Origin of the sequence: Paraburkholderia sp. WS6, from assembly GCF_030464835.1 — a bacterium.
GTDB classification, from domain to species: domain Bacteria; phylum Pseudomonadota; class Gammaproteobacteria; order Burkholderiales; family Burkholderiaceae; genus Paraburkholderia; species Paraburkholderia madseniana.
Window position 1 is genome coordinate 48,650 of sequence record NZ_JALQCK010000008.1, and the last position, 16,176, is coordinate 64,825.

Sequence of the window (16,176 nt, forward strand, 5' to 3'; positions counted from 1 at the left end):
ATGAGTGCCGCGCCCACGGCGCGCGGCCGATGAGACAAACCGCGAAAGGGCGACGCCGGCCGCGTCGCCCAGCGTATGCTGTTTGCCCCATCAACGCTGCGCCGCGGCCCGCTCCACCAGCCGCGCCGACAGGAACCGGTGCTCCGCCGAGAAGAGCCGCCGATACGTGAGCAGCACCGCGCCCACCGTCCCCAGGGCTGAGGCCGCCGCGATCAGGAACATGATCACGATCTGGTAACGCACCGCCTGCAACGGCGACTGACCGGCCAGCACCTGCCCGGTCATCATGCCGGGCAAACTCACCACACCGACCACGGCCATCTGATTCAATGTGGGCATCATGCCCGCGCGCACCGCCTGGCGCGCCGGCGCCTGCGCCGCTTCCCAACGGGTCGCGCCGAGCGCGAGCGCCATATCCACACGATCGCGCCGCGCGGTCAGTTCCTCGGTCATCCGTTCGATGCCGAGCGACACGCCGGTGAGCGTATTGCCGAGGATCATGCCGAGAATCGGAATCGCGTACTGCGGCTCGTACCATGGGTGAATGCGGATCACGACGAAGAGTCCGACCGCGGCCACCAGCCACGAACTGACCCAGATCGACAGCACACTGTCCGCACGCTGCCCGGCGTACGTGCGGCTGCCGCGCTGCGCCCCCGCGAAGCCGGCGATCAGCGTCATCACGATCATCAAGGGCAGCACCACGAACCAGTGGTCATAGCGAAACACCCAGCCGAGCACATAGCCGATCGCCAGCAATTGCACGACGGTGCGTACCGCCGCCCACGCGAGCTTGCGTTCGAGGTCGAGCTTGAGCGCCACCGACACCACGCCATTCACCGCGATCAGCAACGCGGCGATCGCGACGTCCCAGAGACTCAGGTTTTGCAATGTCATTGATCGAGCTCCTGATGCGCGGGCGTCACCGAGGATTCGTCGAGCACGCCGGCGCGCATCGTGAGGTGCCGCTCGCTCATGCGCGCGGCTTGCGCCGGATCGTGCGACACCCACATCGACGCATGCCGGCCGGGTTCAGCCGCGAACCACGCGTGCACCAAAGCCTCGATCGCGCGCGACGACTCCGGGTCGAGCGACGCGGTGGGTTCATCCAGCAGCAGCACTTCGGGCGCGAGTTGCAGAACGCGAATCAGCGCGGTGATCTGCGCTTCTCCACCGGACAATTCGCTCGCGCGCTTGTCGAGAAAATCGTCGCCGCGGCCGGCCTGAGCGGCGAGGCTTGCCGCGCGTGCGCGATCGAAGCGCACGTCGCGGTAGGTCCGCAATTCGAACGGGTAACGCAGGTTGTCCTCGACGCTGCCGTCGAGCAGCGCGGGCCGCTGCCGGATATACGCGACGTTGCGCCGGTAACGTGGAATGGCGGCGCGCTCGACCGCCGCGCCGTGCCACATGATGCGTCCGGCATCGAGCGGATCGAGCAGGGCGAGGGCGCGCAGAAACACGCTCTTGCCCGAGCCCGACGGCCCGGTGACCGCGACGCGGTCGCCCGCGCAGAGGGCGAAGGTCGTCGGCTGCAGCAGCGTTTGCCCGCGCAATGCATCGCGCCGCGCGATGCCGTCCGCAAGGACGAAGGGAACATTTGTCATGAGTTAGGACGTGGTGGATTTTTGCGTGGATTCGGAGGCCGCCATGACATTTCCTTACGTTTCCGTGGCAGGGAAACCTGTGCCCGAACTGTGCGGCATGATAAAACGACCCCTATTAGACAATAACACCAGGCACGATACGTGCTGTCCCTCATGCACAACGAAGAACAAAGGCGGAGCTTCTCAATGGCAGTGTCGAGCACGACTGGAAGACGGATAGGAAAAATCATCGCATGGTTGCTGGCGATCATCGTCATTCTGATTGTCGCCCTGACCATCTTCATTCTGACCTTTGACTGGAACCGGGCCCGTCCCTACATCGACGACAAGGTTACGCAGGCGATCGGCCGGCCGTTCGCGATCAACGGCGATCTGAAAGTAGGCTGGCAGCATCCGGTCGGCGAAACCGGCTGGCGTGGCTGGGTGCCCTGGCCGCGGTTTTCGGCGGCCAGTATCACGGTAGGTAATCCCGACTGGGCCAAACAGCCGCACTTCGCGACGCTGGACGAAATCGACTTCCAGGTCAAGGTGCTGCCGCTGCTCGCGCACGACATCGTGATTCCCGCGATCAACCTCGTGAATCCTTCGGTCGACCTCGAACGACTGCTCGACGGGCGCGACAACTGGACCTTCAAACTGGCGTCTTCCAGCGGGCCTTCCGAATGGAAGCTCGATCTGCACGACATCGCGTTTGCCAAAGGCAATATCGGGCTGTCGGATCAGCAGAAGAAGGTCGAGATGCAGATGGCCATCGATACGCTCGGCCAGCCGATTCCGCTCGGCGAGGTGATGAAACAGCAGGAGACGGCATCGCGCAGCGCATCGGCGGAGGCGGTCGGTAAAGCGGGGGCGAGCAAGCTGACGGCACAGGCCAACGCGCAGGCTGCATCGGAAGCGGCGGCGTCCGCGGCGGCGGCTTCCGGCGCCTCGTCGACGGATATCGCCGCGTCGGGCGCGACGGCGGCGAATGGCGCTTCGGGTGCGCTGGTTGCCAGCGGGGTGAACGGTGCAAGCGAGGGTGCAAGCGGCGCCGCAGTAGCCTCGGCGTCGAACGCCAGCGAGGCAGGCACGGCGAACGGCGCAAAGCCGGCGATCCCGCCGTACGCGATCGGTTGGACCGTCAAGGGTACCTACAATAAGACGCCGGTATCCGGCAGCGGCAAGGTGGGCGGCGTGCTGGCGTTGCAGGACGCGAACCGGCCGTTCCCGGTGCAGGCCGATGTGAAGGCCGGCGATCTGCGCGTCGGCCTCGTGGGCACGATCACCGATCCGGCGCATCTTGCCGCGGTCGATCTGCGACTTTGGCTGCAAGGCAACAGTCTGGCGCGACTGTATTCGCTGACGGGCGTGACCTTGCCCGACACACCCCCGTATGCGACCGAGGGGCGTCTGGTCGGCCAGTTCAAGTCCGGCGGCAACGTCTTCAGTTATGAAAATTTTACAGGCCGGGTGGGCGGCAGCGATCTGAATGGCTCGCTGACCTACACGGCGCGTGAGCCGCGTCCGCTGTTGCAGGGCGAGCTGGTGTCGCATTTGCTGCAATTCGCCGATCTGGCACCGGTCATCGGCGCGGACTCGAACGCCAGCAAGGCCAAACGGGGCGACGCGACGGTGCAGCCGGGCAACAAGGTTCTGCCGGTCGAAGAATTCCGCACCGACCGCTGGAAGGCGATCGACGCCGACGTGAAGTTCACGGGGCGCCGCATCGTCAAGGACGCCAATCTGCCGATCACGGACCTGTACACGCACGTCGTGATGACCGACGGCGTACTGTCGTTCGAGCCGCTGAAGTTCGGCGTGGCAGGCGGCTCGTTGTCATCGGATATTCATCTGGACGGCAGCGCGACGCCGCTGAAGGGCCGCTTCGCGATGTCGGCGCGGCATCTGAAGCTCAAGCAGTTGTTTCCGAACTTCAAGACGATGCAGAATGCGCTCGGCGAAATCAACGGTGACGCCGCGCTGACCGCAACCGGCAACTCGCCGGCAGCGCTTGCAGCGACGTCGAACGGAGAGGTGAAGGCATTGATCACCGACGGGACGGTAAGCCGCCTGCTGATGGAAGCCGCGGGCCTGAATGTGGCGAACGTGGTCTATGAAAAGCTGTTCGGCAATCGCGACGTGAAGATCAACTGCGCGGCCGCGGATTTTGTCGCGACGAACGGTGTGCTGGATTCGCGTGTGTTCGCGCTCGACACGGACGACGCGGTCATCAACATCGACGGCAACGTGAATCTGCGTGACGAATCGATGGATCTTGGCGTGCATCCGCATACCAAGGGCTTCCGGGTGTTTTCGCTGCGCTCGCCGCTGTATGTGAAGGGGACGTTCAAGGATCCGCACGTTGGGGTGAACGCGACCGCGCTGGCGCTGCGAGGGGGGGCTGTTATCGGGCTCGGATTGATCAATCCGTTTGCGGCGCTGATTCCGCTGCTTGCGCCTAGCAATAACCAACCGCTGCCGTGCGGGCAGTTGCTGTCGCAGGTTCGTCAGGCGCCGACCGCGCCGCCGCCGGGTATGAAGCAACAGCCCAAGCCGGCCATTTCCCTCGACGGCGCGCCAGTGAACAAGTCTTCCTCTGGCGCTGCCTCACCGGGTGCGGCCGACAGGAAGCCTGCGGTCACGGCGCCGGCCACGGGGGCCGAATATAAGGGGAGTTAATGTTTTCTGCTTTGTCTGCAGACCAACAGGCGCCGCGCGGGCGAAAGAAAAAACGGCAATCGGCGCCGCGTGCTCGAAGTCATCGGCGCCGATAAAGAAAAGGAAATAACTACCTTAGCGAGCGCGGAGCGGCATCCCCCGCCGCATCCTGCCTGCGAACCCCTCGCCGGGCGCCGCCAACGCGAGTGGCGCCAAACTCCGTCAGGATCTTGCCTCTGGCCCGGCTGGCAAAGACCAGAAACCCAAACCCGTCGGCTTCATACCAATACCCGCCGTTCTCGAGTCCATCGAGCGGCTGTTCCAATGCATTGGTAATGGATTCGATACAACGCCGCCGCAATTCGGCTGGCGCGGGATAGGGCGGCTGGGCGCCGCGCACGCTGCACAGAAGAACGTCGAGCCCGGGCAGCACATGTGCATAGAGTACCGGCTCGTCCTGCGCGCGGGCGCGCGCAATTTTGGTGTCGAGCTGACCGAACGGCTTGAAATGCCGTAGTACCGCGAGGAACGACTCATCGCCGTCCACCTTCGCGCGTCTACGCTTTTTCGGGAAGGACATAAAAATTCGCCTGAAAAAGAATTGCAAGAAACGCAGCGTCCTCATGCGACAACTCCCGGCTTCGCGCGCCGCACGTCGATCTTTTATAGCATACGACAAGGCCGGATTCACGATGATTCGGCATCTACGCCGTCCCACCGCCTCCCGCACGAATCATGCCGAACCGCCTCGCCGCGCGCTTTCGCTTCCCAGCACATCTGTCTCCATCATAGACGCCCGCGCCGCCGAAAAAACAACTCGTATCAATAAAAAAGTCATTTTTATGTGGGTGAGCGCATCTTGCCGCTACGTTGAAATATCTCACATTCACGTCGATAATGGCCCGTCCGGCTGCACCGCGGCGTGCTGGCCAGTCCTGCACCGCAACGGCCCGCCCGCATGCCGAGGCGAGGCGCATGGTCCGTGCGCACCGCCGCGGCTTGAACGACCCTTCGGGCGAACATGAAACTATTCACCAAGGGTCTGCTGCTGATTGCAGTGCCGAGCGTGGTCGAGCTGGCGCTTCTGGGCGTCGTCTTCGATACCCAGGAGCAAACAGCGCAGGCCGCGCGGTGGGTCAGCAACAGCAAGCAGATCCTCTATCAGTCGTCGGCCATTGTCGATCCGCTGCTGCGTCAGGCAGTGCGGGTCCGCACGGGCATGGTCGTCGGCGATCCGTCGTTTGTCGACCGCCACACCGTATGGGTCGATCTCGGCGACCGGCTTTCGAATCTGGAAACGTTGGTGGCCGATACGCCGCAGCAGGTGGTGCGCGTGCGCAAGATGCAACAGGCGATCGACACCTATCGCGTGCAGGCCGCCGCGATCTCGCAGGCGCTGCGCGCAGGACGCAACCTGAATTCGTTTGCCGCGCTGGACACGGGCGCGCTTCCCCAGCAGATCGCACTGTTTCGCGATCAGCTCACCGAGTTCAGCAATGAGGCCTCGCGGCTCGACGCCGAGCGCGGCGCGGCCCTGGCACGGCGCCGCGAACGCCAGCAATACGCGCTGATCGCCGCGGTGTTGGGCTCGATGCTGATCTGGGCGGCCACTGCAGTCGTGTTTGCGCGCAGCATCGGCCGGCGGTTGGAGGTGTTGACCGGCAATGCCGAGCGCCTCGGCAGCGGGCGGCAGCTTGCGGCGCCGCTGTCCGGCAACGACGAAATTGCCGCGCTCGACGCGGTGCTGCATCAGACGGGCGAACGCCTAAGCGAGGCCGAAGGCGAGCAAGCCAGGCTGAAAGTACGGCTCGAAGCGCGCGCGCGGGAACTGGCTGGTGTCAACGAGGAGCTGCGCCAGGAGACGCAAGACAACGAAATGTTCATCTACAGCGTGTCGCACGATCTGCGCTCGCCGCTGGTGAATCTGCAAGGCTTTTCGAAAGAATTGCAGGTGTCGTGCGACGAACTGGACAGCCTCGTCGAGGCGGCGAAACTGCCGGAGGCCGAACATCGGCGTATGGCGCATATTCTTGACGGCGACGTGCGCGAGTCTCTGCAATATCTACGCACCGCGGTGACGCGGGCGGCGGCGATCATCGACGCGCTGTTGCGGATTTCACGCGCCGGGCGGCTCGAATATCAGTGGCAGCGGGTGAGCGTCGGGCGGGTGGTGGGCAAGGTGGTCGATGCGCTGCAAGGCACCATCAGCCAGTGCGGGACGGTGGTGACCGTGCGCGAGTTGCCGCCTGCATGGGGCGACCCGGGTGCGATCGAGCAGATTTTCGGCAACCTGATCGGTAACGCGCTCAATTATCTCGACCCGGCGCGCAACGGGCGCATCGAGATCGGCGCGCTGGAGCCGGAACCGGTCGACGAAACGGAGCCGCGCGCGTTGCGCACGCGCACCTATTATGTGCGCGACAACGGGTTCGGGATTCCGGCGGCGTATATGTCGAAGGTGTTCCGGGCGTTTCAGCGCCTGCACGGCGACGTCGCGAACGGAGACGGCATCGGTCTCGCGGTGGTGCGGCGTATGGTAGAACGGCATGGCGGCCGCGTTTGGGTCGAGTCGGCGGAAGGCGCGGGATCGACCTTTTTTGTCGTGTTACCAGAACAGCCTGCGCGCTATTGAACCGCGACAGGCACCAGAGGAAACGGTGGGGATAGTTAAAAGCACCATGCAAAAGTGGATTGTCGGTACGGAGGGCATATGAGTCACGGGGAAACGGTCAGTATCGTGCTGATCGAAGATGACGACGGCCACGCTACGCTGGTCGAGCGCAATCTGCGCCGCGCCGGTATTTCGAACGGTTTCGTGCGCTTTCGCGACGGCCAGCAGGCCCTCGATTATTTCTTCGGCCCGGCGCCGGCGGACGCCGCTGCCAGTCCTTACCCACCTCGCGAAGATCTGACGAATTTCGTCGTGCTGCTCGATCTGAAAATGCCGCGCGTGGATGGCTTCGAGGTGCTGCGGCGTCTGAAGGATTCGCCGCAGACAGCCGCGGTGCCCGTGATCGTGCTGACCACGACGGACGATCCGCGCGAAATTGCGCGCTGTTACGAACTCGGCTGCAACGTCTACATCACCAAGCCAGTCGAGTACGACGCGTTCATCGAAGCGGTGCGCCGCCTCGGCTTCTTCCTGCAGGTGGTCAAACTGCCGTCGGGCCACCGGCTGGCCGCGCCGTGACGGAAGGTTTATATGAAGGCGCTCCGCAAGCGCCCCATGACAAGATAGTCACACCGGACCTAGCCAGAGAAGACTCCGCATGACCGAAGACGTGTCCACGCAGCCTGCCGCGTATGTGCTGGTCGTCGATGACGACGAAGGCATCCTGCGGCTCGCGCGCAAGTCGCTCGAACGCGCCGGCTGCCGGGTTGCAATCTGCTCGCAGGTCGAAGCGGCCCGCGCGCGCCTCGCCGCGGGCGCACCCGACCTGCTTGTGCTCGATTACCAGCTCAGCGGGCCGGAGACCGGCCTCGACTTCTTTCGCCGCTTGCGCGCGGAAGGCGTGCGGATTCCCGCCATCCTCGTGACCGGTTTTACTGACGAATCCCGTGTGATCGAAGCCTTGCGCGCGGGCGTATCCGACGTGGTGCCGAAATCCGGCGACTACCTCGATTACCTGCCCGAGGCGGTGGAGCGGGTGCTCTCCCAGGTGCGTTTGCAGAAGGCCTCGGACGAAGCCTTGCTGCTGCGCGATCGCGAACAGCATTACCGCACCTTGTCAGAGGCGTTGCCGCACCTCGTGCTGACCTGCAACGCCGCGGGCGATTGCGATTTCCTCTCGAAGCAGTGGTTCGACTACACCGGGTTGGCGGAAAGCAGTTCGTACGGTCTCGCGTGGCTCGAAGCGGTGCATCCCGACGATCGCGAAGAGATTCGCCGTACCTGGCTCAAGGCAGTGACGGGCGGCGCCGGTGACTACCGGCACGAACTGCGAATTCGCCGCCACGATGGCGCCTATCGCTGGTTCGACATCCGCGCGGTCGCCATGCGCGACGCCGAAGGCAACGTCAGCAAATGGTTCGGCAGTTGCACGGACATTCATCCGCAGCGCGAGGCGATCGAGGAGCGCGAACGGCTGCTCGCCTCGGAGCAGGCTGCCCGCCAGATCGCTGAAGAAGCCAATCGCGCGAAAGACCGCTTCCTCGCCATGCTGTCGCACGAATTGCGCACGCCGCTCACGCCCGTTCTGGCGGGGGCTAGCGTGCTGGAGATGATCCCGGGGCTGCCCGATCAGGCGCGTGCGAGCGTGCGCATGATTCGCCGCAACGTCGAGCTCGAAGCGCGCCTGATCGACGACCTGCTCGATCTCACGCGCGTGGCGAACGGCAAGCTGCGTTTGTCGCTCGAAACCGTCGACGTGCACGAGGTGATAGACAGCGTGCTCGAACTCTTTCGCAGTGAGATCCAGGTCAAGCAGCAGGACGTGCACGTCTGCACGAATGCGCAGCACCATTACGTGCTCGCCGACCGTGCACGGCTGCAACAGATGCTGTGGAACCTGATTCGCAACGCCGCCAAGTTCACGCCGGACGGCGGCCATATCTACGTGCGCACGCACGACGAACGCATGCATGTGCAGATATCGGTCGAGGATACGGGCATCGGCATCGAGCCCGAACAGATCGGCAAACTGTTCAACGCGTTCGAGCAAGGCAACCAGAACATGACGCGGCAATTCGGCGGCCTGGGCCTGGGTCTCGCGATCACGAAGGCCCTGACCGATGTGCACGGCGGCACGGTGGTCGCACAGAGCCCGGGCGCGCACTGCGGCGCGACTTTCACGATCACGCTGCCGACCGCCGCCGCGCCGGAGGAGCTAACACCCGTTGCAGCGCCTGATGAGGTTCGTCATCACGGCCTGCTGACCATTCTGCTGATCGAAGACCATGTGGATACCGCCGAGGTGATGGCGCAGTTGATTCGCAGCCTGGGTCACGACGTGACCATGGTGGGCCGTGTGGACGATGCTCTCGCCGCCACCCAGGCACAGACGTTCGATCTGGTGATCAGCGACGTGGGCTTGCCCGATGGCACAGGCCTCGATTTCGTCAAAGCGTTCCGCGAGCGTTCGGATGCACCGGCGGTCGCGTTGACCGGCTTCGGTACCGATGATGATGTGCGCCGTTGCCTGAGCGCCGGCTTTACTTCGCATCTGACCAAGCCTGTCAATTTCGGACAGCTCGAGACGATGATCGAAAGCGCGGTGAATCAGAAGGCGGAGAAGGACGAAGGGGACGAAAAGAACGCTTAGTGTGTTCGCCACGTCGACTCGGACGACGCAATCTGCACGCGGAATGAAAAAGGCCTGTGGCGATTTTCTCGCGACAGGCCTTATTTATTTGCACCGGTTAATGTACCGACGCGAATGTTTAACGCGATTCAGGTTGACCAAACCCGGGTGACTTAACCCAGGCGGCTCAGCGCTGCGGCGAGCTCTTCAGCGAATCGCGGATTTCACGCAGCAGCACGACTTCTTCGGGCGTTGGCGGCGGTTCTGCCGCCGCGGCATCAGCCGGCTTGCGCAGATTATTGATGAACTTGACCATCAGGAAAATGATGAACGCGAGGATCACGAAGTTGATGGCCACGGTGATAAACGAGCCATAACCGAACACTGCCACGCCTGCTGTTTGCAAGTCTTTATACGACTCAGGACTGCCTTTGAAGCTGGCGGGAATATCGCCGAGGCGAACGAACTTGTTGGAGAAATCGAGGCCGCCGGTGGCAACGCCAACAACCGGCATGATCAGGTCTTTAACAATTGAATTGACGATGGTGGAAAATGCGCCGCCGATAATCACCCCGACGGCGAGATCCATTACGTTGCCTTTGAGGGCAAATTCCTTGAACTCCTTGATCATGCTCATATACGTTCCTCCCAGAAGTCGATTATCGAATCATACCAATCTGAGAAGGATAGGCTAGTCTTTTGGCACGGAAAGGAAGGATTGGGTTTATTCTGGAAACTGTGACTGGCTATGGCGCGCCCGTTCGATATGCGCGGCGAAACTGACCGGATCGGTATTGGTGCCGCACAGCAGCACGCCCACGCGTTTGCCTTGCAGCGTTTCGCGCAGCGGTCCGAGCAGGGCTGCCGTAGCGGCGGCGCAGGCCGGTTCGACAGCTAGCTTCAGTTGTCCGAACAAGGTCAGCATGGCGGCGCGCAACTGGTCGTCGGATACCGTGACGAGCTGGTCGATATGGCGACGGCACAACTCGTAGCTGTATTCCTCGGTATGCGGCGATGCCAATGAATCGGCGATGGTGTGCATATGACCCATCTTGACCGTGTGATTGGCGGCAAAGCTTTTGCCCATCACATCCGATCCTTCCGGTTCGACGCCGTACATGTGCACCCGCGGATTCGCGAGCCGCATGGCGGTGGCCACACCGGCAGCGAGACCGCCGCCGCCGACCGGCACAATCACCGCTTCGAGGTCGGGCGTTTGCGTAGCCCATTCATAGCCGAGCGTGGCTGAGCCGAGCACGGTGCGATAGCCGTTGAACGGATGCACGAAATAACGGCCTTCCTCCGCCTCGATACGGCGCACGAGCTCGAAGGCTTCGGCAAGGTTTTCCGCGAAGACGATGTCGGCGTGATATTGCCGGCACAAGGCGACGCGTGCCGGATTGGCCGCGCGAAACAGCACGACCTTCGCACTGACGCCAAGACGCATGGCGGCGTACGCGACCGCCACCGCATGATTGCCGCCCGACACACAGGTGACGCCTGCGCTGCGTTGCGCTTCGTCGAGCGCGAGCAGGTTAGTGAACGCGCCGCGCGCCTTGAAGCTGCCACCCGCTTGCAGCAACTCGAACTTGAAGTTCACCACCGTGCCTTCCAGCGACGGAAAGTCGAGCCGGTCGAACACCGGCGTTCGCGTGACCCATGGCGTCAACGCAAAGTGCTGCGTGGCGATGTCGTCGAGAGTGGGGATCGGCTCGCCGTTGATCGTATGGTCGGTGTGCTGCGGTGTGGCGGTTGACATGGCGTGGGCGTGTTTTTCCTCGATATGGCTAAGACCGTTTTTACCGCGCTCAGTTTCAGTGCGCGTGCGCCTCGACCGACATGCTGTGGATGAATTTTTGCAGGAAGCGCTCGCATGCCACGAGTTGATCCAGCGCGACGAATTCGTTGGCTTTGTGCGCCTGCTGGATGTCGCCGGGACCGCACACAATGCTCGGGATGCCCGCCAGCGAGAACAGCCCCGCTTCAGTGCCGTACGCGACCTTACGCTTGTCCTGGTCCGCGGTCAGCGCACGCACGAGTTGCGTGATTGCGGCTTGTTCAGACGAATCGAGGCCGGGCGCCGCGGCGATCTTCGTGATCTCGATGGCGGCAGATGGATGCTCGCGCAACATTTTCGGCAGCAGCGTTTCGCGCGCATATTGATCGATGCGCTCGAAGATCGGTTCGGGATCGAGTGTGGGCAGATTGCGGAATTCGAACTGGAACTTGCATTCGGCGGGCACGGTATTGATCGCGTTGCCGCCGATGATCGTGCTGGTTTGCGCCGTGGTGAAGGGCACGTCGTACAGTTCGTCGAACGGGCCTTGCGCGCGGAATTGATCGGCCATATCGCGGATGTAGCAGATCAGGCGCGCGGCGTATTCGATCGCATTCAAGCCCTTCGATGTGAGCGACGAATGCGCCGCCTGGCCGCGCACGCAGCACTGATATGCGTTGATGCCTTTGTGTGCCACGATCGGGCGCATGCTGGTCGGCTCGCCGACGATGCAGCCGTCCGGCTTCACACCACGCTTCATCAGATCGGCAATCAGGAGCGGTGCGCCGGCACACCCCACCTCCTCGTCGAACGACAACGCGAAGTGAATTGGCCTCGCGAGTCTGGTGCGCTGCATCTCGGGCACGAGTGCAAGCGCCGCGCCAATGAAGCCTTTCATGTCGCAGGTGCCGCGGCCGTACAGCTTGTCGCCGCGAATTTCCGGCTTGAACGGATCGCTGTCCCATTGCTGACCGTCTACGGGCACGACATCCGTATGGCCCGACAGCACCACGCCGCCATTTGTCTCACCGTCGTGTGCGGGAATCGTTGCGAAGAGATTCGCCCATTTGCCGCTTTCGTCGTGGGTGAGTGTGGCTTCGATGCCGACTGCGCGCAATTCGTCGCGTACGATCTCGATCAGACCGAGATTCGGATTGCGGCTTACCGTGTCCATCGACACGAGACGGGTCACCCACGGAAGCGAGGCTGGCAGCGAGGCAGGCGAAGAAGAATTCGATTCAGAGGCGGGGCTTTGCGAGGACTGCGCTGTTTCAGCGACGTGAGACATGACAAGACTCCGGCATTTGAGTCTTTCGATCATACCCAAAAAAAACGCACCCGTATGCTGCGGCGCGCGTTTGCGCACCGCAACATACGGCGTTAGCGCGCGGCAGCCGCGGCAGCCGTGCCGCGGCTGGGTGTACCGAGTGCGCGCAAGGTCTCTTTCACCGTCGCCACACGCACGGCCAGATCCGGGCTGCGCGTTTCAATGCGCAGCTTGTCCTGGCCCGCGAGCTTGATGTGCTTGTGTTTCTGCACCATCTCGATGATCCGCATCGCGTCGATTGGCGGATTGGGGATGAACTGCAAGCCGATCACCGTTTCGCCTGCATCGATCTTCGAAATGCCCAAGGGCTTCGCCGCCAGCCGCAGACGATGCGTCTCGACAAGCGCATGCGCTTGCGGCGGCAACTTGCCGAAGCGGTCGATCAACTCTTCCTGAATGCTGTCGATCGAATCGTTGTGTTCGCAATTAGCGAGGCGCTTGTAGAGCGACAGGCGTTCCTGCACGTCGCCGCAATAGTCCGCCGGCAGAATCGCGGGTGCGTGCAGATTGATCTCGGTGGTCGCCGCGAGCGGTGCGGTGAGGTCCGGCTCCTTGCCTTCCTTGAGCGCCTTCACGGCGTCGTTCAGCATGTCGGTGTAAAGCTGGAATCCGATCTCCTGAATCTCGCCCGATTGCTTGTCGCCGAGCACTTCACCCGTACCGCGGATTTCGAGGTCGTGCATCGCGAGATAGAAGCCCGAGCCGAGTTCCTCCATCTGCTGGATCGCTTCGAGGCGGCGCTGCGCCTGCTTGGTCAGACCTTGCGGGTCATGCACCAGCAGATACGAATACGCCTGGTGATGCGAACGGCCTACGCGGCCACGCAACTGATGCAATTGCGCGAGGCCGAACTTGTCGGAGCGGTGAATCAGAATCGTGTTGGCACTCGGCACGTCGATACCGGTTTCGATGATCGTCGTGCACAGCAGAACGTTTGCGCGTTGGGCAACGAAGTCGCGCATCACGCGTTCGAGTTCGCGCTCATGCATCTGTCCATGCGCGACGGCGATACGTGCTTCGGGCACCAGTGCTTCCAGCATCTGCCGGCGATTCTCGATCGTTTCGACTTCGTTATGCAGGAAGTACACCTGGCCGCCACGTTTCAACTCGCGCAACATTGCTTCGCGAATCACGCTGTCTTCTTCGCGACGCACGAAGGTTTTGATCGCGAGGCGCTTTTGCGGCGCGGTGGCAATCACGGAGAAATCGCGCAGGCCTTCGAGCGCCATGCCGAGCGTACGGGGGATCGGCGTCGCAGTGAGCGTGAGCACATCGACTTCGGCGCGTAACGCTTTCAATGCCTCTTTCTGACGTACGCCGAAACGGTGTTCCTCGTCGATGATCACGAGTCCCAGCCGCTTGAACTGCACGTCCGACGACAGCAGCTTGTGCGTGCCGATCACGATATCGACCGTGCCTTCGTTGATCTGCTGGATCGCCGCGTTGACTTCCTTGGTCGACTTGAAGCGCGACAATTCGGCGATGCGCACCGGCCAGTCGGAGAATCGATCGCTAAAGGTTTGCGTGTGCTGTTCGGCGAGCAGCGTGGTGGGCGAGAGCAGCGCAACCTGCTTGCCGCCCATCACCGCGATGAATGCCGCGCGCAAGGCCACCTCGGTCTTGCCGAAGCCGACGTCGCCGCACACGAGGCGATCCATCGGTTTTCCGCTCGTCATGTCGCCGATTACGGCCGCAATCGCCGCGGCCTGGTCCGGTGTTTCTTCGAAGCCGAAGCTCTCGGCGAACTTCACATAGTCTCTCGGTTCGAGCGCGAATGCATGGCCTTCGCGCAGGGCGCGCCGGGCGTACAGGTTCAGCAACTCGGCCGCGGTGTCGCGGATCTGCTGCGCGGCTCTGCGCTTGGCCTTTTCCCATTGGCCCGAGCCGAGCGAATGCAATGGCGCGCTTTCCGGATCCGCACCGCTGTAACGCGAGATCACGTGCAATTGCGCGACCGGCACGTAAAGCTTGCTGTCGCCCGCGTATTCGAGGTGCAGGAACTCGGTTTCGCCTTCGCCGAGATCCATCGTGACGAGGCCCATATAGCGGCCGATGCCGTGCTGCGAATGCACGACCGGATCGCCGAGCTTCAGCTCGGACAGATCCCGCACCATCGAATCGACGTTGCTCGCCTGCTCCTGGCGGCGCCGTCCCGTGCGGCGCGCGAGTGGGCCGTAAAGCTCGGTTTCTGTGATGATCGCGATGCCGTCGACGGGCACCGCAAAGCCGTTCGCCAAAGGCGCGACGCCTAGCGAAAAACGTTCGTCGCTCGTGAGCCAGTCCTGGAAGCTGTCGCTCGATACAGGCCGGAGGTGATTATCGGCCAGCAGTTGCAACAGCGTTTCACGACGGCCCGCCGATTCCGTGGCGAACAGCACGCGGTTCGGCGTGGTCTCGAGATAGGTACGCAAAGCCGAGACCGGATCTTCCGCGTGACGGTCGATCGCAAGATCCGGCAGCGGGGTTGACCAGCCGCCGCCCGCGTTGGCGGGCAAGGCGAGCCGCGCGAACGGCTTGGCGAACGCAAAGAAATCCTCGTCCGAGAGGAACAGACGCTGCGGCTCCAGAATCGGCCGGTCGCGATCGTGCGACAGGAAGTTGTAGCGCTGTTTGGTGTCGTTGGTGAAGCGCCGGATCGCCGCGTCCAGATCGCCGACGAACGCCAGTTGCGCGCCTTCGGGCAGGTAATGGAACAGCGTCGCCGTTTCTTCGAAAAAGAGCGGCAAATAGTATTCGATGCCCGCCGACGGCACGCCGTTGCCGATGTCCTTGTAAATCGACGCGCGGCTTGGATCGCCCTCGAAGGTCTCGCGCCAGCGGCTGCGGAAAGCCGTGCGCGCCGCTTCGTCGAAGGGGAATTCGCGGCCAGGCAGCAGACGCACGTCCTTCACCGGATAGAGGCTGCGCTGGGTGTCCGGGTCGAATGCACGGATCGAGTCGACCTGGTCGTCGAACAGGTCGATCCGGTAGGGCAGCGGCGAGCCCATCGGGTAGAGGTCGAGCAGCGAGCCGCGCACGCAGTATTCGCCGGGACGCACCACCTGGCTCACGTGCTCGTAGCCGGCGAGCGTCAACTGCGCTTTAAGCTTGGCCTCGTCGAGGCGTTCACCTTGCGAGAAGGAGAAGGTGTAGCCCGCCATGAACGAGGCGGGCGGCATCCGGTACAAAGCGGTGGTGGCCGGCACCAGCAGGATGTCGCAGCGGCCTTCGCCCAGATCGTGCAGCGTGGCGAGGCGCTCGGAGACCAGATCCTGGTGGGGCGAAAAGGTATCGTAAGGCAGCGTCTCCCAGTCGGGCAGCAAACGCACGCGTGCCTCGGGCGCGAAAAAGCTGATTTCCTGCGCCAGCCGCTGCGCGTCGACGGCGCTTTCGCAGACGACCGCCAGCAGCGGCACCTTCTCGCGGTAGGCGAGATGGTAGCGGGCGATCAGCAGCGCGTCGGACGAGCCGTGCGTGCCGTCGAAGGCGAAACGCTGGCCGGCCTTGACGAGCGCGACGGGCGGGGAGTACTGCGATGATGCGGCGATGTCTGGCATAGAAGAGAAAAAGCGGCCTCGGGCTCACACGTGATCGGCAAGTTTACGCGTGTCG

Annotated in this window: 11 protein-coding genes; 4 read left to right on the forward strand and 7 right to left on the reverse strand. The window is 63.0% G+C overall.

From position 1 onward, the window contains the following. Positions 1-90 precede the first annotated feature (90 nt). Both fetB and M0D64_RS11990 read right to left on the reverse strand, forming a co-directional pair. Complete coding sequence (gene fetB, locus M0D64_RS11985; protein ID WP_266257845.1) at positions 91-897, reverse strand: iron export ABC transporter permease subunit FetB; 807 nt, start codon at positions 895-897, stop codon at positions 91-93. After that, positions 894-1,604: an ATP-binding cassette domain-containing protein gene (locus tag M0D64_RS11990; RefSeq protein WP_266257846.1), complete on the reverse strand. Its 711-nt coding sequence runs from the start codon at positions 1,602-1,604 to the stop codon at positions 894-896. Before M0D64_RS11990 ends, fetB begins: the two co-directional genes overlap by 4 nt. A 186-nt stretch (positions 1,605-1,790) precedes the next feature. Here M0D64_RS11990 and M0D64_RS11995 point away from each other — a divergent pair, with 186 nt between their 5' ends. Beyond that, positions 1,791-4,262, forward strand: a complete 2,472-nt coding sequence (locus tag M0D64_RS11995; protein ID WP_266257847.1) for an AsmA family protein — start codon at positions 1,791-1,793, stop codon at positions 4,260-4,262. A gap of 109 nt (positions 4,263-4,371) precedes the next feature. Here the strand turns inward: M0D64_RS11995 and M0D64_RS12000 are convergent, their stop codons facing one another. Beyond that, the gene (locus tag M0D64_RS12000; RefSeq protein WP_028196609.1) at positions 4,372-4,866 is read right to left on the reverse strand and encodes a hypothetical protein; all 495 of its coding nucleotides are present in this window, start codon (positions 4,864-4,866) and stop codon (positions 4,372-4,374) included. Positions 4,867-5,262: 396 nt separating this feature from the next. Between M0D64_RS12000 and M0D64_RS12005 the strand changes: the two genes are divergently transcribed. From M0D64_RS12005 to M0D64_RS12015, 3 genes are all read left to right on the forward strand, one after another. Then, entirely contained in the window at positions 5,263-6,873 is a 1,611-nt protein-coding gene (locus tag M0D64_RS12005; RefSeq protein WP_266257848.1) for an ATP-binding protein, read from the forward strand. 78 nt (positions 6,874-6,951) lie between these two features. Continuing rightward, complete coding sequence (locus M0D64_RS12010; protein ID WP_154563125.1) at positions 6,952-7,431, forward strand: response regulator; 480 nt, start codon at positions 6,952-6,954, stop codon at positions 7,429-7,431. Positions 7,432-7,510: 79 nt separating this feature from the next. Beyond that, complete coding sequence (locus tag M0D64_RS12015; protein ID WP_266257849.1) at positions 7,511-9,502, forward strand: response regulator; 1,992 nt, start codon at positions 7,511-7,513, stop codon at positions 9,500-9,502. A gap of 166 nt (positions 9,503-9,668) precedes the next feature. Here M0D64_RS12015 and mscL read toward each other — a convergent pair whose 3' ends face one another. The 4 genes from mscL to mfd all read right to left on the reverse strand — a co-directional run bounded on the left by mscL (position 9,669) and on the right by mfd (position 16,121). Continuing rightward, positions 9,669-10,118 (reverse strand): large conductance mechanosensitive channel protein MscL, encoded by a 450-nt coding sequence (gene mscL / locus M0D64_RS12020; RefSeq protein ID WP_266257850.1) that lies wholly within the window; start codon positions 10,116-10,118, stop codon positions 9,669-9,671. An 87-nt stretch (positions 10,119-10,205) separates the two neighbouring features. Next, entirely contained in the window at positions 10,206-11,240 is a 1,035-nt protein-coding gene (locus tag M0D64_RS12025) for a pyridoxal-phosphate dependent enzyme (RefSeq protein WP_154563131.1), read from the reverse strand. A gap of 55 nt (positions 11,241-11,295) precedes the next feature. Then, entirely contained in the window at positions 11,296-12,546 is a 1,251-nt protein-coding gene (argE, locus tag M0D64_RS12030) for an acetylornithine deacetylase (RefSeq protein ID WP_266257851.1), read from the reverse strand. Between the two features lie 92 nt (positions 12,547-12,638). Beyond that, positions 12,639-16,121, reverse strand: a complete 3,483-nt coding sequence (gene mfd / locus M0D64_RS12035) for a transcription-repair coupling factor (RefSeq protein ID WP_154563135.1) — start codon at positions 16,119-16,121, stop codon at positions 12,639-12,641. Positions 16,122-16,176 lie beyond the last annotated feature (55 nt).